This is a genomic window from Qipengyuania sphaerica (assembly GCF_019711595.1).
Lineage (GTDB): Bacteria > Pseudomonadota > Alphaproteobacteria > Sphingomonadales > Sphingomonadaceae > Qipengyuania > Qipengyuania sphaerica.
Genome location: NZ_JAIGNR010000005.1, coordinates 70050 through 89168, shown reverse-complemented (window position 1 = coordinate 89168; position 19119 = coordinate 70050). Strand labels below are relative to the sequence as shown.

Annotated in this window: 14 protein-coding genes; 9 read left to right on the top strand and 5 right to left on the bottom strand. The window is 63.2% G+C overall.

Annotation, left to right across the window (positions count from 1 at the left end):
- The first annotated feature begins 6 nt into the window (after positions 1-6).
- Both K3178_RS13760 and K3178_RS13755 read left to right on the top strand, forming a co-directional pair.
- Entirely contained in the window at positions 7-591 is a 585-nt protein-coding gene (locus K3178_RS13760) for a TIGR04282 family arsenosugar biosynthesis glycosyltransferase (protein WP_221571988.1), read from the top strand.
- Positions 588-1310 carry a glycosyltransferase gene (locus tag K3178_RS13755; protein ID WP_221571987.1) on the top strand — a complete coding sequence of 241 codons (723 nt, stop codon included), beginning with the start codon at positions 588-590 and terminating at the stop codon, positions 1308-1310. The genes K3178_RS13760 and K3178_RS13755 overlap by 4 nt, the downstream gene beginning before the upstream one ends.
- On the opposite strand, the gene K3178_RS13750 is transcribed toward K3178_RS13755, so the two are convergent.
- Entirely contained in the window at positions 1307-2320 is a 1014-nt protein-coding gene (locus K3178_RS13750; RefSeq protein WP_247713815.1) for an SDR family oxidoreductase, read from the bottom strand. The genes K3178_RS13755 and K3178_RS13750 overlap by 4 nt on opposite strands.
- Positions 2321-2427: 107 nt before the next feature.
- On the opposite strand from K3178_RS13750, the gene K3178_RS13745 reads away from it, so the two are divergent.
- From K3178_RS13745 to K3178_RS13735, 3 genes are read left to right on the top strand one after another with little or no spacing between them, the layout of a single operon-like run.
- Positions 2428-3843, top strand: coding sequence for a dihydrolipoyl dehydrogenase family protein (locus tag K3178_RS13745; protein ID WP_221571985.1), 1416 nt, complete (start codon positions 2428-2430; stop codon positions 3841-3843).
- Positions 3840-4829: a radical SAM protein gene (locus K3178_RS13740; RefSeq protein WP_247713814.1), complete on the top strand. Its 990-nt coding sequence runs from the start codon at positions 3840-3842 to the stop codon at positions 4827-4829. Before K3178_RS13745 ends, K3178_RS13740 begins: the two co-directional genes overlap by 4 nt.
- A 32-nt stretch (positions 4830-4861) precedes the next feature.
- Positions 4862-5377 carry a DUF421 domain-containing protein gene (locus K3178_RS13735; RefSeq protein ID WP_221571983.1) on the top strand — a complete coding sequence of 172 codons (516 nt, stop codon included), beginning with the start codon at positions 4862-4864 and terminating at the stop codon, positions 5375-5377.
- On the opposite strand, the gene K3178_RS13730 is transcribed toward K3178_RS13735, so the two are convergent.
- The gene (locus K3178_RS13730) at positions 5374-6063 is read right to left on the bottom strand and encodes a queuosine precursor transporter (RefSeq protein ID WP_221571982.1); all 690 of its coding nucleotides are present in this window, start codon (positions 6061-6063) and stop codon (positions 5374-5376) included. The genes K3178_RS13735 and K3178_RS13730 overlap by 4 nt on opposite strands.
- Positions 6064-6196: 133 nt before the next feature.
- On the opposite strand from K3178_RS13730, the gene K3178_RS13725 reads away from it, so the two are divergent.
- The 3 genes from K3178_RS13725 (at position 6197) to K3178_RS13715 (ending at position 12186) form a co-directional block, all read left to right on the top strand.
- Positions 6197-7537 carry a NupC/NupG family nucleoside CNT transporter gene (locus K3178_RS13725; RefSeq protein WP_221571981.1) on the top strand — a complete coding sequence of 447 codons (1341 nt, stop codon included), beginning with the start codon at positions 6197-6199 and terminating at the stop codon, positions 7535-7537.
- 14 nt (positions 7538-7551) lie between these two features.
- Positions 7552-8493 carry an isopenicillin N synthase family dioxygenase gene (locus K3178_RS13720; protein ID WP_221571980.1) on the top strand — a complete coding sequence of 314 codons (942 nt, stop codon included), beginning with the start codon at positions 7552-7554 and terminating at the stop codon, positions 8491-8493.
- 255 nt (positions 8494-8748) lie between these two features.
- Positions 8749-12186 carry a TonB-dependent receptor gene (locus K3178_RS13715; protein ID WP_221571979.1) on the top strand — a complete coding sequence of 1146 codons (3438 nt, stop codon included), beginning with the start codon at positions 8749-8751 and terminating at the stop codon, positions 12184-12186.
- A gap of 88 nt (positions 12187-12274) precedes the next feature.
- On the opposite strand, the gene K3178_RS13710 is transcribed toward K3178_RS13715, so the two are convergent.
- Entirely contained in the window at positions 12275-15067 is a 2793-nt protein-coding gene (locus tag K3178_RS13710) for an ATP-binding protein (protein WP_221571978.1), read from the bottom strand.
- Positions 15068-15250: 183 nt separating this feature from the next.
- Between K3178_RS13710 and K3178_RS13705 the strand changes: the two genes are divergently transcribed.
- Positions 15251-15868 (top strand): TonB family protein, encoded by a 618-nt coding sequence (locus K3178_RS13705; protein ID WP_247713829.1) that lies wholly within the window; start codon positions 15251-15253, stop codon positions 15866-15868.
- A 15-nt stretch (positions 15869-15883) separates the two neighbouring features.
- On the opposite strand, the gene K3178_RS13700 is transcribed toward K3178_RS13705, so the two are convergent.
- Both K3178_RS13700 and K3178_RS13695 read right to left on the bottom strand, forming a co-directional pair.
- Positions 15884-18439: an HWE histidine kinase domain-containing protein gene (locus K3178_RS13700; protein ID WP_221571976.1), complete on the bottom strand. Its 2556-nt coding sequence runs from the start codon at positions 18437-18439 to the stop codon at positions 15884-15886.
- Positions 18436-18972: a biliverdin-producing heme oxygenase gene (locus tag K3178_RS13695; RefSeq protein WP_221571975.1), complete on the bottom strand. Its 537-nt coding sequence runs from the start codon at positions 18970-18972 to the stop codon at positions 18436-18438. The genes K3178_RS13700 and K3178_RS13695 overlap by 4 nt, the downstream gene beginning before the upstream one ends.
- Positions 18973-19119: the final 147 nt, after the last annotated feature.

Below are 19119 nucleotides of genomic sequence, written 5' to 3'. Positions count from 1 at the left end.
GCCAGCATGGAGCCTGCAATCCGACCCTGCCTGTCCATTTTTGCACGGCTTCCTGTGCCAGGCAGGGTCAAGACGCGGCTGATTCCGGCGCTCGGTGAAGAAGGAGCGGCTCGCCTATATGCACGCTTGCTGGCACAAACGATCGACGTGGCGCGAGAAAGCGGGCTGGACTTCGAACTGCGCGTGACCGGCGGGGAAATCGCCGCATTCCACGACCTTTTCGGTGACGACATCAAGGTGGTCGACCAGGGCGAAGGCGACCTTGGCGATAAGATGGCCCGTGTCCCGCCGCCCGCTCTCCTGATCGGCAGTGATTGCCCCGGCGTCACGGCGCCTTTGCTGCGGGCTGCGGCGGGTGCTCTGGATGACCGCCGCGTCGTGCTCGGTCCCGCCAATGATGGGGGTTATTACCTGATCGGGTTCCGCGAGCCCGTGCCCTTCCTGTTCGAGGACATGGAATGGAGTACGCCCAAGGTCCTGCCGGAAACGCTTGCCCGGCTGGCGCAGCGCGGGTGGGGTCCGGCGATCCTGCCCGAACTGGCCGATATCGACACGCCCGAAGACCTCGCGCAGTGGCCCGAATTCGAATGAGCGTTACGCTGCTCGTGCCGACGCTGGACGAGGAGAAGGCGCTGCCCCATCTCGTCAGGGCTTTCGAGAAGCTCGATCCGCGGCCGCTTGAAATCCTTTTGGTCGACGGCGGCAGCTGTGATCAAACTACGAGGATCGCACGCGATGCCGGGTGGCGGGTCCTCGACGGCGAGAAGGGCAGGGCACTCCAGATCAATCTCGGGGTTAAGGAAGCATCCGGCGATCTCGTCTGCGTGGTGCACGCCGATACCGTGCCTCCCGCCGACATGGTGCAGGTCATTGAGGACACGCTGGCAGATCCGTCGGTGGCGCTTGCCAGCTTCACGCCCGTCATCCGCGGTCCTGAAAAGACGCGCTGGGGCACGACGCTGCATAACTGGGCGAAGACCTGGTACGCGCCGCTGATTACCCGGCCGCACCTGTTCCTTCGCGGAGTGCGGTTGCTGTTTGGCGATCATGCCATGTTCTTCCGCCGAGAAGATTTCCTCGCCGTCGGCGGATGCACACCGGGCGATGCAGTGATGGAGGAGGCCGATCTGTGCGTAAAATTCGCGCGGCTCGGCCGGGTCAGGATGGTCGCGCGGCGGGTCTATACATCGGACCGGCGGATCGCGGCCTGGGGCCCGCTCAAGGCGAACTGGATCTATTTCAAGGTCGGCATCTTGTGGGCAGTCGGTTTGAGACACCGGATGGCGCGGAATTATCCCGACGTGCGCTAGGCTTCCGGCAGAAAACCGGATGCGATGCAATAATCGATGAGCCGCCGGATGTAACTCTGCCCGGTTGGCGGACAGCCGCGCCCCGAGATCGCGCGGAACTCGGCGTCGGAAAAATGCGGATCGCGCTGGAAGTAGCTCGCATAGAGGCCTGCCACGCGCTTGTAGAGGCGGCGTTCCAGTGGGGGCAGCGCCGCAGGGTCGAAGTCTTCGGGTGCGACCAGTTCGGGGCGGTGGAACTGCGGATAGGCGCCGATCGCGTCGGCGAATTGCTCGACCGGCAGCGGCTGGCCCGAGACGAGGTGGAAGGTCCCTCCCGCCGCATCCTCCATCCGCTCGACCAGCGTGACGAGGCCCTGCACCACATGATCCAGCGGAACGAAATCCAACGTCCCGTCGGCGCGCGCGGGCATATGGCGCACGCGTCCCTCGGCGATCAGCTTGAACGCGGCATAGGTCGTGTCGAACTGACGGATCGCGCCCCTTTCATATTCTCCGACCACGATAGAGGGTCGCGCGATCGCCCAGCGTAGGGAACTGGCGCGCACCAATCCTTCGCCTGTCGCCTTGCTGGCTTCGTAGCCATTGGCGAAGCCTGCCTGGGGCGGCGGCTTGTTTTCGCGGATGATGCCGTCGGTGTCGCCGCAGACATAGGCGGTGGAGACGTGGAGGAAATCCATCCCGCCCGCCTCGGCGAGGGCTAACGCGTTGGATACGCCGCCTACGTTCACAGCACGATAGTCTTCTTCGGCGAGATCGAAGCGGACGGTTGCGGCGCAGTGGATCAGGGCATCGTGGCTCGCTGCGACCTGTGCAAACCGGTCCTCGCTCCAGCCGAACATTTCTAGCGAAACGTCGCCCACAATTGGTTCAACCGCCACGCGGCTGCCATCATTGGCGAGAACATCGGGGTTGCGATGGACGAGCGCAGTGACCTCGTGCCCAGCTGCCACCAGTTTGGCGCAGGTCTCGCCGCCCAGCAGGCCGGCCGCTCCGGTGACCAGAATTCTCAAAGCGATGCGGCCAGTGCCATGTAACCGGGAGGTCCGTTCGGGCGAAGGGGGAGGCGGTGTTTGCGAGTTTCTTCGCATCTTCCGCAAATTCGGTTACGGAGCAAGCGATGAAATTCACCCATGACGTAATCGTGATCGGCGGGGGCGCTGCCGGGCTCACCGCTGCCGGAGGCTGCGCGCTGTTCGGGCTGGACGTGGCGCTGGTCGAGGCGCGCAAGATGGGAGGCGAGTGTCTCAACGACGGGTGCGTGCCATCGAAGGCGCTCATCGCTGCCGCAAAGCGCGCGGCGGAGGCGAACGAGACGGAGCGCTTCGGCATCACGCTTTCGCCGCCGCAGGTCGAGTGGGCGGGCGTTCACAAGCACATCCACGATGCCATTGCCGCCATCGCCCCCCACGATAGCGAAGAGCGCTTCGAGGAGATGGGCTGCGAGGTCTTTCGCGACTGGGCGCAGGTGACCGGCCCGCAATCGGTCGAGGTGGGCTGGCGCACGCTGACAGCGCCGCGCATCGTGATCGCGACAGGTTCGAAAGCCGCTGTGCCGCCGATCGATGGGTTGGCCGACACGCCCTATCTCACCAACGAGAACCTGTTCGATCTCGACGTGCTGCCCGATCACCTCGTGATCGTCGGCGGCGGCGTGATCGGGATGGAAATGGCGCAGGCCTTCCGCCGTCTTGGCAGCGCGGTCACCGTGGTCGAGCCGGGCGAGCTGATGGGGCGCGACGATCCCGATAGCGTCGCGGTCGTGCGCGAGGTGCTCGAAGGCGAGGGCGTGCGCTTCGTGAAGGGTCTGGCCAGGAAGGTCGAGGGCTCGGCGGGTGCCATCACTCTGCACACCGATGATGAGGCCATTTCAGGCTCGCACCTTCTCATCGCGACCGGCCGCAAGGCGAATTGCACCGGCTTCGGGCTGGAAGAAGTGGGCGTCGAGATGGGCAGGAACGGCATCGTAGTCGACGATCGCCGCCGCACGTCGGTCAAGGGCATCTACGCCATCGGCGACTGCCGCGACGGGCCACGCCTCACGCACGTCTCGGGCTATGAAGGCTCGAACGTGGCGCTCGAAATCACGCTCGGCCTGCCTGCCAAGGTCGACTGGTCGGCGCTGCCCTGGTGCACTTATACCGACCCCGAGGTCGCGCAGATCGGCATGACCGAGGCCGAAGCGCGGGAGAAGCATGGCGACAAGGTCACCGTGGTCAAGGAGACCTTCCACGACAACGAACGCTCGCTCGCGGAAAGCGCCGACAAGGGCCACATGAAGCTGGTTCTCAAAGGCAAGAAGGTCCTGGGCGCCAGCATCGTCGGCAAGAATGCGGGCGAACTGCTGCTGCCCTTCGCGCAGTCGATAACCGGGAAGAGCAGCACCTTCGCACTGGGGTCGGCGATCATTGCCTATCCCACCCGCAGCGAGATCTCGAAAGCCGTTGCCTTCAAGGCGTGGGAGCCGACAGTCTTTGGCAAGGTCCCCAAATGGTGGGCGCAGACACTCGCAAAACTGCGCCGGAAGCTGTCTTGAGCGAAGCGCGCATTAAATCGCGCAACGCGCCTGCCGGACCTTCGCCATTCGCGGTCGAGGCGGCGCCTCTGCCGCGCGAGAAGTTCAGCGATCCGCTGGTCACCGCCAAAGGCGAGGAGCGCGCTAGCGTTCCGCTGACCAAGCTCGACACGCTGTGGCTCAACACCGGCACGCTCTGCAATCTCGCCTGTGCGACCTGCTACATCGAGAGCAGCCCGACCAATGATGCGCTGGTCTATCTCTCGGCCAAGGACGCTGCGCGCTTCCTCGACGAGGCGAAGCGGCTCGACACGCGCGAGATCGGCTTTACCGGCGGCGAGCCCTTCATGAACCCTGACTTCATGATGATGCTCGGCGACACGCTTTCGCGCGGGTTCGAGGCGCTGGTGCTGACCAATGCGATGAAACCCATGCGGCGGCACGAGGCAGGCCTGCTTGCGCTTCGCGAAGCGCATGGCGACCGCCTGACCCTGCGCGTCAGCCTCGATCACCATACACAAGAGGTCCACGAGGCCGAGCGGGGCCCGAGAAGCTGGGAGCCCGCAATGGAAGGGCTGCGCTGGCTATCGGAGAATGGCTTCTCGATCGCGGTTGCGGGCCGGTTGCTTCCCGATGAAGGAGAGCAGGCCGCGCGAAGCTGCTATGCCGAGTTGTTCGCGAACGAAGGCATTGCCATCGACGCGCATGACCCTGCGCGGCTGGTGCTCTTCCCCGAAATGGACGCGGACAAGGACATCGCCGAAATCACGACCGACTGCTGGGGCATCCTCGGCAAGTCGCCCAGCGATGTGATGTGCGCCACCAGCCGCATGGTCGTTCACCGCAAGGGCGAGCCAGCCCCGCGCGTGGTCGCCTGCACGCTCATCCCTTATGATGAGGGCTTCGATCTGGGCGAGACGCTGACCGAAGCCGCTGGCGACGTTCCGCTCAACCACCCGCATTGCGCGCGCTTCTGCGTGCTGGGCGGGGCGAGTTGCTCGGCCTAGGACCGATTGCGCCGGGAGCCCGTTGGAAGGGCATGTTCGTCGATAACACGCTGCTCGATCTCGCTATTCGCGGGCTGGTCCTTTCGCTCATCGGGCTCGCCTGGGTGACGCTGCTTATCCGCGTGGTCGGCCTGCGGTCGCTCTCGAAGATGACCAATTTCGATTTCGTGATGACCGTCGCGCTCGGCTCGGTGCTGGCGGCTGCCGTGACGGCGGACAAGTGGACCGTCTTCGGCCAATGCCTGTTCGCGATGACCGGGCTGTTCGTGGTCCAGTGGCTGGTCGCCCGCGTGCGCAAGGATTCGGATGCCTTCGAGCATGCGATCCAGAACGAGCCCGTCTTCCTCATGCGTGACGGCGAATTTTGCGACGACGCGCTAAAGTCCACCCGCGTTGCGCGCAGCGACGTGATCGCAAAGCTGCGCGAGGCCAATGTGCTTTCGCTATCCGAAGTGCGCGCGGTGGTGCTGGAGACGACCGGCGATGTCTCTGTGCTTCACGGCGACAGACTCGACGAGAAGATCGTCGACAATGTACGACAGGATTAGCCCTTCCGGCCGTCGAGCCATTTCGCAAAAGCCACGCCGCCGGTGATCAGGAACGGCACCAGCACAATGCTCAGCATCACCTTCGCCAGCACTTGGCCGATCAGCAAATTGCCGATCGGGAACTGGCCATAGAAGGCAAGCGTGATGAAGATGACCGAATCGATTGCCTGGCTGAGGGCCGAGGCAATGGCCCCGCGCATCATCAGCGAAAGCGTACCGGTGTTCTCATCGCTTCCGCGCAGGCGCGAGAAAATCCATACATTTAGCAGCAGCGAGACGATATAGGCCGCCGGACCTGCGGCCCAGACGCGCCAGATCGTCGCATGGACCTGTTCGAATGCGGCCAGATCTGCCGGGCGGCCCTCGACCATTTCGGGCGAGGCGGGCAGGTTGAGGACGAGTTGCATCAACAAGGCGGAGATCAGCAGCGGCAGGAAGCCCCACCACACGATGCGATTGGCCAGTTTCTCTCCGTAAAGCTGCGCGATCGTGCTCGAGATGACCACCAGCAACAGGAAGGCAAAAATGCCCGCCTCGACCGCGAGGTCGGTCGGGTAAAGCTGCACCTGCTTGAACGCGAGCACGCCGGCCAGCACCGTCATCCCGCCATAGACCAGCGTGTAGACGAACAGGCCCAGAGGCGTGGAGGCTGCCTTGATGCGGATATCGCCGGTGGTTTCGGTCATGCTGGGGCAGGTACTCTCTTAACGGGTGACAGCCGAAGCTGGAATTGCGACGCTCAATTGACTATGCGGGCGCGCCGCGCAAGACGTGAGCCTGTTTTCATCCGCAACTAGTCGCTTCGCCAAAGGGGTCGGCATGCCGCCAGTAGTGATCAATATCCTCGGGATCGTCGTGATCCTTGCCATCGCCTTCCTGCTGTCGACCGGCAAGAAGCGGATCAAGCTGCGCGTTGTGGGCGCGGCCTTCGCGCTCCAGGCCGTGATGGCGCTCATCGTGCTGCGGACCCCGTGGGGCGTGCAGCTAATCCAGGGCATGTCCAACGGCGTCATTGCGTTGCTCGACTTCTCGAAGGTCGGGATCGAGGCCGTGTTCGGACCCATGGGCTCCAACCCCTTCACCAATACTTTCGTGATCGCGGCGCTGCCGGTGATCGTCTTCTTCGCCGCTATCGTTTCCATCCTCTATCACTGGGGTATCATGCAGCGGCTGGTGCGCTGGGTCGGCGGCGCGATCGGCTGGATTACCGGTATCTCCAAGGTCGAGGCGCTCGGCAGTGCGGCCAATATCTTCGTCGGCCAGTCGGAAAGCCCGCTGGTGGTGCGCCCCTACCTCGCCGCGCTGACGCCGAGCCGGTTGTTCACGCTGATGGCTGTGGGCATGGCGGGTGTCGCGGGCACGATCCTTGCCGCCTACGCCAGCTTCATCGGTTCGGAAGCCGTCCCCTTCCTGCTTGCGGCAGCCTTCATGTCTGCGCCCGGCGGGATCCTGATGGCCAAGATCATCATGCCCGACGACGAAAGCGACCTTGCCCGCGATGCTGCCGAACTTGCAGGGACCGAGGAAGAAATCACGCTCCCCGATGCGCGGATCAGCGCAGAAGGTCCTGCCGCCCTGACCGAAAGCGGGAAGCCGCACGAAGTCGAAGTCGCCGAAACCTTCGAGGAAGGTCACAAGCCCGCCAATGTCATCGAGGCAGCCGCGCAAGGTACGCAGACCGGCGTCAAGCTGGCCGTGGCCGTAGGTGCCATGGTGATGGTCTTCGTCGCCCTGGTCGCGCTCGCCAACGGTATCCTTGGCGGGGTTGGCGGATTGCTCGGCTATCCCGATGTCACCTTCCAGCAGCTGCTCGGCTATGTCTTTGCGCCGGTGATGTTCCTGATCGGCATTCCGTGGGAACAGGCCCAGTTCGCGGGCGGCCTGTTCGGCACCAAGATCGTGCTCAACGAATTCGTCGCCTTCATCGACCTCGGCGCGATGGAGCCCGGCACGCTTTCCGATCGCAGCCGCGCGATCGCCACATTCGCGCTGTGCGGCTTTGCCAATTTCAGCTCCATCGCGATCCAGATGGCCGTGACGGGCGGCCTTGCGCCAAATCAAAGACCGGTGATTGCAAAGCTGGGTATACGCGCGCTTGCCGCCGGTAGCCTCGCCAACCTGATGAGCGCAGCGCTGGCGGGACTCTTCCTTCCGTATTAAAGGGCGCACCCATTATGACCGATTCGAACACCGATATCGCGGTTGTGTCGCTGGCACAGCCGCTCGAAAGCATTGCCGAAGACCTTGGCCGCAGTTTCCAGGAATACGGCTTTGCCGTAATCCGCGATCACGGGATCCCGCAGGATCTGATCGACCGCGCGGAAGCCTTGTCGAAGGAATTCTTTGCGCTGCCCGACGAGGTGAAGAAGGCCTATCACATCCCCGGCGGCGGCGGTGCGCGCGGCTATACGCCATTCGGAACCGAGAAGGCCAAGGACGCCAATGTCCATGACCTCAAGGAATTCTGGCACGTCGGTCGTGAACTGCCCGAAGGCCATCCGCTTGCCGAATATATGGCCGACAACGTCTGGCCCGATGAAGTTGGCGACTTCCGCGAGACCTTCACCGAGCTTTATGCTGCCTTCGAAGAGGCCGGAGCCCGCGTGCTGGAGGCGATTGCCATCCATCTCGGCCTGCCGCGCGAATTCTTTGCCGCCACGGTCGAGGACGGCAATTCGGTCATGCGCCTGCTGCGCTATCCGCCGCTCGAAGGCGCGGAAGCCGAAGGCGCGATCCGTGCCGCCGCGCATGGGGACATCAACACCATCACCCTGCTGCTCGGCGCGGAGGAGGCTGGCCTCGAACTGCTCACCAAGCAGGATAAATGGAAGGCAGTCGATGTGCCCGAAGGCGCGCTCGTCATCAATGTCGGCGACATGCTCGACCGGTTGACCAACGGGAAGCTGCGCTCGACCACGCACCGCGTGGTCAATCCGCGCGGCGAAGCGGCATACCGGGCGCGCTATTCGATGCCCTTCTTCCTGCACTTCCGCCCGGACTACGTGATCGAGACGCTTCCGAGCTGCATCGACCCGGAAAACCCGGCCGACCACCCCGAGCCGATCTCGAGCCACGACTTCCTGATGCAGCGCCTGCGCGAGATCAATCTCGCGTAAGGCACGGCTCGTCTGACCGCATTTGCACGGCGGAGAGAATCTTTTTCCGCCGTGTGTGGTTTTTGCAACATCGCTAAGTCCGCGGAAACCCGTGGTTTTTCAGTCTCAAGTGACTCGCCGTCCACACCGAGCGGGTGCGTGTCTTGACTCTGTCACAAAAGGATAGCTTTGCCGAAACATCGCCAGCCTAGCGGGGCGGCGCATTTCCAGTGCTATCCATATTTCCAATCTGATGAGACGAAGGGGTCTTCTCCGATGAAGTTCAAGTATCTCCTGGCTGCCAGCGCAGTCAGCCTTACCGCCGGCGCCGCCATGGTCGCCGCTCCGGCAGCCGCGCAGCAGATCACTTCGGCGATCCAGGGCACCGTGCAGGACGAAAACGGCACCGCGCTTGCCGGCGCAGAAGTGGTTGTCACCGACACCCGCACCGGCGCTTCGCGCACCGTGACGACCGGCGCCGATGGTGGCTTCAACGCAACCAACCTCACGGTTGGCGGCCCCTACACCGTTGCCGTGAACGCCCCCGGCTTCGAAGGCCAGACGCTCAATGACGTCAACACGAGCCTTCAGGGTGCGACCGACCTGACCTTCACCCTCACCAGCGGTACCGGCGTGATCGTCGTCACCGGTGCGCGCGTGCAGACCTCGCAGATCGCCACGGGTCCGGGCCAGAGCTTCGGTCTCGAAGTTCTCGAATCGGCACCGACCTTCGATCGCGACATCCGCGACATCATCCGTATCGACCCGCGCGTCAGCCTCGACCGCGACGACACCGGTGCCGGCGTCGACCGCATTTCGTGCCTTGGCGGTAACGATCGTTCGAACGCCTTCACCATCGACGGCATCAACCAGGGCGACGTTTACGGTCTCAACGACACCGGCTTCGCCTCGCGTAGCTCGGCTCCGGTCCCCTATGACGCCATCCGCGAAACGCAGGTAGCCTTCGCACCCTTCGACGTCGATTACGGCAACTTCACCGGCTGCGCGATCAACGCGGTTACCAAGTCGGGTTCGAACGAATACCACTTCGGCGGCTTCTTCGAATATTCGAACCAGGACCTTCGCGGCGACAAGGCTGGCGGCGTTATCGCCGGCGACATCGAGCCGCTCAAGCGCTGGGGCGGCTATGTCAGCGGCCCGATCATCAAGGATCGCCTGTTCCTGTTCGGTGCCTACGAGCACCAGGAAGCCGGCTTCCCGCAGGAATACGGCCCCCTGAACGGTGGTTTCGGTGACGAAATCGGCGCCGTCTCGGTCGAGCAGTTCAACGAGATTTCGCAGGTCCTGAGCTCGGTCTACGGCATCGAAACCGGTCCGATCGTTTATGTCCGCCCGTATGAAAACGATCGCTACTTCGTTCGTGCCGATCTCCAGATCAACGACGACCACCGCCTCGAAGCAACGTACCAGCGTCTGGAAGAATCGACGCTGCAGTCGGACGACTTCAGCCAGTTCGGCAGCTTCCGCGGCGCAGTTGTGGGTGCCAATACCTTCAACGAAAGCGGCACGATCTCCGACTACTACTCGGCACGCCTCTATTCGCAGTGGAACGACCGCTTCTCGACCGAACTGCGCTACTCGCGTTCGCAGATCCAGGACCTCCAGGGTCCGCTCGGCGGCGGTGAAGCCCAGGATGCCAACCCGATCCCGCGCATTGTCGTCGGTATCGACAACGGTGCAGATGCGGGCTCGAACCGTTACGGCGCTGTCCAGGCCGGCCCCGGCTTCTCGCGTTCGGCCAACGACCTCAAGACGGACATCGACCAGTTCCGTGCAGCCGCGATCCTTGATGCGGGTGCTCACCGCTTCAAGGCCGGTGTCGAGTGGAACCACGCCAACCTGTTCAACCTGTTCGTCCAGAACGCGACCGGTCAGCTGGTTTTCACCAACATCGACGATCTGCGTGAAGGCATCCTTTCGGACGGCTTCAGCACCTTCACCGCTCCGTTCAACGTCGCGGCCGGCAATGCTGTTGGCGCCTATGGCAACTTCTCGGCCACCGGCGACGTCAACGACGCAGCCGCAGCCTTCTCGCGCGACATCTACTCGGCCTTTATCCAGGACGAATGGATGGTCAGCGATCGGTTCGACGTTACGCTTGGCCTGCGCATCGACTTCTACGATGGCGACGAGCCGGCACATAACCCGAACTTCTTCGATCGTTACGGCTTCAGCAACGCAGTCGGCTTCAGTGCACTCGATCCGATCGTGATGCCGCGTGCTTCGTTCGCCTACGATCTCGGCGACCTCGCCGTGTTCTCGCGTGCGGAACTGCGTGGCGGCGTCGGCATCTTCTCGGGCGGCGACCCGCTGGTCTGGTTCGGCAATGCCTTCCAGAACGACGGTCGTGGCTTTGCCGAAGGCAACACCAACTCCGACGCATGTCCGGCGGGTCCGATCGACGTCGTCGAAGGTGGCGTTTTCACCGGCGTTCCGGACTGCTTCCGCCAGGATGGCATCGCGCGCGCTGCTGCAGGCCTTGGCGACACCCAGTCGATCGATCCGAACATCGAAGTGCCCAGCGTGCTGCGTGCCAACCTCGGCTTCTCGAGCGGCCTCGATTTCGCCCCCTCGGGCTTCTTCAGCAACTGGTCGATCAACCTCGATTACATCTATTCGAAGTACAGCAATCCCTACACGATCGTCGATCTTTCGCAGATCCCCGATATCGATGAGGGCCTGAACGGCTTCGCTATCGACGGTCGACCGATCTACGCTGCCATCGATCCGACCCAGGATGGATGCGACGCAAGGCTCGTGGGCGTATACCCGCCGACCTACACGGGCGTGACGGGCGATTGTTTCGGCACCCGCCGCGACAACGAGCTGATGCTGACCAACTCGGCAGGTTACGAGAGCCAGATCGCCTCTGCGATCCTCGCGAAGAACTTCGACGGTGGCCTGTTCACCGAAGGCGGTTCGGTCAACTTCAGCCTCGGCTATGCCTTCACGGACGCCAACGACCGTCGTAACATGTTCAACTCCACCGCGGGTTCGAACTACGACCGTACGGCGGCTTTCGACCGGCAGGCTCCGGCAGAATCGCGCGGCTTCTTTGCAAGCCGTCACAACATCACGGCACGTACCTCGTTCCGTGAAGAGTTCTTCGAAGACCTGACCACCCGTCTCGGCGTGACCTTCGTCGCCCGTTCGGGTCGTCCGTACTCGATCACCTTCTCCGAAGACGGCGTGTTCAACGACTCGACCTCGGGCGAAGACAACGTTCTGGCCTACATCCCGAACGGCTTCGACGATCCGAACATTTCGCCCCTGTCCGACGAGGATGCGGTCGAAGCGTTCACCAGCTGGGCAGCGTCGCAGGATTGTGTGCGCGACTACATCGGCAGCTCGATCAAGCGTAACACCTGCGAAGTCGAATGGTATTACGACATGGACGTTTCGTTCAGCCAGGAACTGCCCGGACCGGGCCGTTTCTTCGGCCGCTCGGACGATCGCCTGACGCTGTTCGCTTCGATGGACAACTTCCTGAACTTCCTCGACAGCGACTGGAACGTCCAGCGCCGCCGTGACTTCTCGGGTCTCCAGAACGTGGCTTACAGCGATGGTGTCGACGATCAGGGTCGTTACATCATCGAGAGCTTCCGCGGTGCCGACGAGATTGCCGGCGACTCCTTCGTCAATGTGAGCTCCTCGCTCTGGCGTCTGAAGGTCGGTATCAGCTACGACTTCTAAGTCGGGGCTCGATCAACCAAACAGGAAAGGGCGGTCCTTCGGGGCCGCCCTTTTCGTTTGCGCTTGGCCCGCGCGCCAGGCGCAGCGCTCACGCGGCTTCGAGCAATTCCTTAGCAAGCTTCCTGCGCACGTCGCTCTCTACCCCGGCGCGCAAGGCCCGCTCCAGCGCGGCCGCCTTCCTGCCGAGCTCATCTTCACCGAATATGCCTGCGGTGCCGGCCAGCTTGTGCACGGTGCGCGCCAGCTTTTCGATCCGCACGCCTTCGAAAGCGTCTTCGCGAACGGCTTTGGAGACGGCGTCGATCGCCTCGCTCCGCCGCGTGCTCCAGCGCTCGAGCATTTCGGGGGAGTGGCACTGCGAACGAGGCGGAGCCGTTTCGGCTGCCACCATCTCTTCATCGACGATCTCGACCGGCAGCCAGCGCGCCAGTGCCTCGGCCAGTTCCTCGAACACCAGCGGCTTGGCGAGATGCGCCTGCATGCCGGCATCGAAAGCCGCGGCGATATCTTCGGGATAGGCATTGGCCGTCAGCGCGACAATCGGCAGCGCGGACTGGTCTACGCCCGCACCGCGGATCATCCGCGTCGCCGAATAGCCATCGCAGCCGGGCATCTGCACATCCATCAGCACGAGGTCGAAGGGCGTATCGGTATCCGCCGCATCGAGCGCCGAGGAGACGGCCTCGAGACCGTCGCGCGCAATCGTGACCTGCTGGCCGAGCTGTTCAAGCATGGCTACGACCAGCATGCGATTGACATCGTGATCTTCGGCCAGAAGCACGCGCGCCTTGCTTCGCAGGACCGGAGCCGGAGTGGCGGGGCCCTTGGCGGTCCCCGGCGCTGCGTTCGTCTCGGGAATGTCCAGCGGGATACGCAAGGTAAAGCGTGAACCCACGCCGGGCATCGAATCGACGACCAGGGTGCCGCCGAGCAGCTCGGCAAGCTGGCGCGATATGCTGAGGCCCAGTCCGGTGCCGCCGAACCGGCGCGTCGTACTGGCTTCTTCCTGGATGAAGGGATCGAAGATCTGCTCGATGCGCGAGGGCGCAATGCCGATCCCGCTGTCCTCTACGGCAATCGCGAGCGTTTCGCCTTCGCGCTGTACCGTGACCTCCACCTGCCCGCGTTCGGTGAACTTCACCGCATTGGCGATCAGGTTGAGCAGGATCTGACGCAGCCGGAGCGGGTCGCTGATGGCGCGCTGCGGCAGGCCTTGCTCGCAAGACAGTTTGAGCCTGATCCCCTTGCGTTCGGCGTTGGTCAGATGGAGGCTGACGCAATCTTCCGCCAGCTCGCGCAGGTCGAACTCCTCCATCGAAAGGACCAGTTGGCCCGATTCGATCTTGGAGATGTCGAGGATGTCGTTGAGGAGCATCATCATCGAGCGGCCCGAACGCACGATGAGTTCGGCATAGCGCGAGGATTCCTCGTCCAGTTCCCGCTGGCGGAGCAGGTCGGCAAATCCGAGCACGCCGTTCATCGGGGTGCGGATCTCATGGCTCATATTGGCAAGGAACTGCGCCTTGGCGCGCGCGGCATTCTCGGCATGGCGCATGGCGCGCTTGAGCTGCCGTTCGAGCTCGACGCGGAGCGTGATGTCGCGCGCCGAGACGACAATGCCTTCGCGCTGTCCGCCGTCCGCCGCATAGGCGATGGCGCAATCGGCCTCGATATAGACGGGCTTGCCTTCTCCGTCGTCCAGCAGGCGTCGGTAGGTGAAACGCTCCGTCTCCGTCCTACCCGAAAGGAGCCGTTCCTGTACCGCAGCGATCTCTTCGCGCGAGTCGGGGTGGGAGCGCTGTGCGGTGGTCGAGCCGACGAAGGTCGAGGGCGGCGCGCCGAGGACCTTTCCGACCGAGGGCGAGGCATAGGTGCAGCGCCCCTCGAGATCATAGCGCAGGATCGCATCGGTGATGTTGTGCGTCAGCAGGTCGAGCTGTTCCTTGCTGTGCGCGATCTCGTCGAGATACCGTTGGCGTGTCGACAGCATGGCGGCGACGGGCATTCCAACCACCATCGCAGATGCCAGGAATGCCTCGAGTATCAGCAGTTCGGCATCCGTCTGGAGCGACGCGAGTATGATCGGTCCGGATCCCATGCGCGTGCAGATCAGGGCAATCACCGCTACTTTCAGAACAGAGAAGGCGGTGCCGAGGGTTCCCAAGCGGAAGGCGTGGGCGACCACGATCGGGGGGATGAGGAACAGGAGCGGATAGGAATTCTGCGTGAAGATGAGCAGGGTCAGCGTCGTGCCGCCGAAAGTGAGGAGGACCCACTCGAAAGCCTCGCGCGTCGTCGGCCAGCGGGCATTGGCGACCGCGTCCCAGAACACCAGCGCGCTGGGGGCAATGATCAGCATCGCAAGCCCGTCGGAAATGGCCCAGCGAACAATACTCTGCGTCGGTACGGGCGTAATCGATGCGAGCGAAGCCGTGGCGACCAGCGACGAGGCGACCGGTGCCACGAGCCCTGCTGCCAGCATGAAGCGCGTGAGGTCATGCGTGTCCGCCATATCGGGCCGCGGGCCGCACCAGTGCCGCACGAGGCTCACGGCAATCCAGACCTCGACCAGATTCGCCAGCGAAAGGATTGCTGCGGTGACAGGCGTGTCGCCGATAACCAGATTGCTTGCAAAATTGCCGGCCAGGGCGGCGAGCAGGACCAGCCCCTCGTTGGGAATACGCAGGCGAAGGAGAGCGGCAACCATGAAGGCATTAGGCAACCAGACGACGGCCACCCGACCGTCTGCCCGGGTCAGATCGGCGCTCAGATAAGCCAGCGACCCGAAGCCGATCAACGCCCCCAGTGCGTAGAGCCAGGGCGCGACGAAAGCTCGCGCTCTTGCGATATTGCCTTCATCGTGGATCGGCACACTCGCCATACAACAGGTCTCCAGCCATCAGGCGTCCATGCGGTGTGCCCGGAACGCCGCTCCGCGTCCTCCGTTGGTCCCGATATGTCCGAACCTGCGACCAGCTTCAGCACGACCAAGCGGCGACCCAACCCCTGGCTTATCGCTGTCATACTGTTGATTCACTTGGGAATCTTCTACGTATTGGCACGTATGCTCGTGCCGAATGCGGTGAGCAGCGTAGAGCGCTCGGTTGTCTCCGCCTTTACGGTGACAGTGACTGCGCCGCCGGAAGAAGCACCGGTGGTCGAACCCGAGCCGGATGAAGGGGCACAGGGCGATCCCGGCAAGGAAGCGGTTCCGCAGCCGGTTACCGCTCCCACTCCCAAGCGGCAGGTGAAGCAGGACAAGCCGGTGCCGCGCGCGTCGTCGACCGGTGCGGCTACGACATCTGGTGCGACGCAGGCAGGCGACGGCACGGGTGCCGCGGGCAGCGGCACGGGCACAGGTGCGGGCAGGGCAGGCGGAGGCCAGGGCGGGGTAGCGGCGACCAAGCCCGTGCTCACCCAATCGATCACGGATTCGCGCTCCTTCCCGGTTCCCCCCGGCGGGCGCGAGGCGCGGATCGGCAAGTCGGTGATCGTGAAGCTGATGGTCTCGGCACAGGGCCGCGTGACCTCATGCAGCGTCTATCGCGCCAGCCCCTTCCCGGAAACCGATGCCAAGGTGTGCGAATTGTCCTACCAGCAGGTCCGCTTCGAACCGGCACGCGATGCGCAGGGCAACCCGGTTGCCGCGCCCTTCTATTACCAGCAGCGTTTCTTCAACTAGAAGGCGGGCAGCGGCCTATTCACTGCCGAGCTTGCCGAGAATGCCGACCAGTTCATCTTTGCCGTAAGGCTTGGTCAAAAGCCCGCTGGCACCGATTTCCTCCAGCCGGTCGGCCATTTCTCCATATCCGGTCGCAAGCCAGAAAGGCACGCCCATCTCGACAAGTTTCTCTGCTACGCGCTCGCTGCTTTCCTTGCCGAGATTGTAGTCGAGAATGGCAAGTTCGGGTGTCTGCTTGGAGAGCAGGTCGAGGGCGCCGGCCACCGAGCTTTCGACGAACACCTTGTTCACGCCCAGCTCGTGCAGGCAATCCTCCGTATCGAGCGCGATGATCATGCTGTCTTCGACCAGCAGGACCGTTTCGGGGAGACGGTCCAGTCCGTTGCTTGCCATCACCTCTTCCTTCGAGCTCTTCGATGCGGCGCCTGTGACCCCGGTCCATTCAATGAAGCGCGAGGGAATGCGGAACGACGCTTCAAGGCCTGCAAGTTTGTATTCGACCTTTGCTTCGCCGCCGAGTTCGAAAGGAACAGAGCGTTCGATAATGGTGGAGCCGAAACCGCGCCGGGTAGGAGGCTTCACAGGCGGACCGCCGCTTTCCTTCCAGTCGAGCTGGAGCGAGCCGTCGGCATTTTTCGTGACCTTGATATCGAGCTGGCCCGAATTGTCCGCCAGGGACCCGTATTTGGCGGAATTGGTGATCATCTCGTGGATGACCAGCGCCATGACGGTGTAGGCTTCCGGCGCAATCAGAGCTTCCGGACCGGTGAGATTCAGCCGTTCCTGACTGTCGGTCAGGTAGGCATGCGCTTCGGTCTCGACCAGATCCCGCAGCGGTGCGGCCGACCAGTTGCCCTTGGTGATATTGTCATGGGCCGCGGCGAGCGAGGCAATGCGTCCGCCGACGATATCGGAGAATTCCTCGATCGAGGACGCCTCGCGCTTCGACTGGCTGATCAAGCCGCGGATTAGGTTGAGGATATTGCGCACGCGGTGGTTCAGCTCGGCGATCAGCAGTTCCTGCTGCGCCTGCGCCTTCGCGCGTTCCTGCACGGCCTCGTCGGTCAGGCGCAGGATGATCTCGAGCAGGGTTACACGCAGCCCTTCGGCCACCTGCAATTCGCCCTGCGTCCAAGGGGCGGCCTTGCCTTCGACCGATTCCTGCCATGCTTCGAAGCTCTTGCGCGGGGTGAGCCGCGCGCCATTCGGGCCGTATTCGACCGGTTTTTCCGGATTGCCTGCCCACAGGACGGTCTGCGTCAGCCCTTTGCGCCACAGCACCAGATAATCACGCGGCGTGCGGGAAACGGGGATCACCATCGCGCCGACTGCGCGGTCTGTAAAGCGTTCGGCCTTGGGGACAAGCGTTGCCAGGGCGTCGGTCGCGAGGATCTTGCTGGTCGCAGCGCTGTTCAGGCTGGGGACGACGGCGCGGAATTCTTCCTCGTTCGGCGCAGACCCGCTTGAATCGTAGATGTCTTCGACGAAGACGCTTGCCCCGTCGTGCGGAATGACCTGCTGGATGACCGGCGTGATCGTTGGCAGGCTGTCCGAAAGCGAAGTGCCTGCTGCGATATCTCGCATCAGGCGGTTGTGCACTTGGCGGCCTGCTTCGCGCAGCTCGTCGCGTTCGCGGTAAAGCGCCCGCTCAAGCATCATCGAGAAGAGTTCGGAAAACAGCTCCGCCGATGTGCGCTGCGAATAGGGCAGGATTTTCGCGCTGTAATGGTGGCAGGCGAACAGGCCCCAGAGCTTGCCCTCGATGATGATCGAGATCGACAGCGAGGCGCCGACGCCCATGTTCTGCAGATATTCGATATGGATCGGCGAAACCGAACGGAGCGTGCTCATCGAAAGGTCGACCGGGTCGCCCTCGGTCGTCTGGCCGGGTTCGATCGGGACAGGCGTCGCATTGACATCACTGATGATGCGGAAGCGGTTGCGCTTGTAGAGTTCGCGAGCCTGCGCCGGGATGTCCGACTTGGGGTAACGCAGCGTGAGGAAGGCTTCGAGATCGTCGCGCTTCGCTTCCGCCACGACTTCACCCGACAGGTCTTCATGGAAGCGATAGACCATGACCCGGTCGATATCGAGAGAAGCACGCAACTGGCGCGCAGCCTCCTGCAGCAACCTGCCCGTATCGTCGATCTTTTCCAGCCTGGCCATGATCGGGCGTAGCAGGCCGATCTGGCGGCTGACGTCGCCTTCGACATGGGGTTCGAGTTCGATGATCGTATAGGCGCCGGTCGAATGCAGCGCGCAGTCGAACAGCTGCCCCTTGCCCATCAGGTCGAGCCCGAAGAGGCGCTCGACCTGGTCGGGATCGACCAGTGCGGCAACCGCGCTGCGCAGGCGTTCGAAGGCTTTGTCAGCGAAAACCTGCGAAAGGCGCGCGCCGACCTCCACCTGCTCTTCGATGCCGAGCATGTCTTCGAGATTGGCCGAGCGCTGGCCGACGAACCAGTCGGCATTCACCGCAATCAATGCGCCAAAGGCTTGGATATGACCGAGCTGGTGGATCGGCTCGCGATCGCAATTGGAAAGGTCGACCTGGGGATCCTGCCGATTCATGCCGCTTCCTCCAGTCCTTGAATTGCGAAGGCCTGCTCGAAGCGCGCGAAGGCGGCCCTGGCACCGCGTATCGCTGCCTCGACCTGCTCTTGCCCGTGAGGGCGCGACAGCACTTCGAGGAGCTTGCCGAAATAGCGGCCCAAACCCTTGTCTGCGAGGAAGGCTACCGGTCCGTCCAGATCGCGTTTGCGGCGCTGCGCGAGCATTGCGCGATTGCCGAGCGAAGAGCCCGCGAGCACCCAGGCTGCGCCAAGTGCTTCATCGGGGGAGTTGATCGCGAACTCGCCGGAAACTCGCGGTGGCTCGCAGCCCAGATCCTGCAGGTCCTGCGCGATAAGATGCGCTTGGCCGGGCAAGTCAGGGAGGTCCGCCGGGCGGACCTTGCCGAGCGCCGCTTCTATTTCGCGGCGTGCGACATACTGCGCCGAAAGAAACGCGCTGTAATCATCGTCGGAGGCCATCGGCAGATGACCAACGCAGCGGTCGAGACGCGCGTGGATATCTCCCGTGGCCTGCCTCAGTTGCTCTCTCAATTCGCGGACCCCCGTCCTTGTTTTCCGTTTCGCAAAGGCCCGCGAGCATGTCCTCCCCAAGACACCACACGCTTTTGCTGCGTTCCTAAGCGCGCAGAATGGAGAAAAGTTCCAGCCAATATAAAGAATTGCCGGTGAAAAATCTGG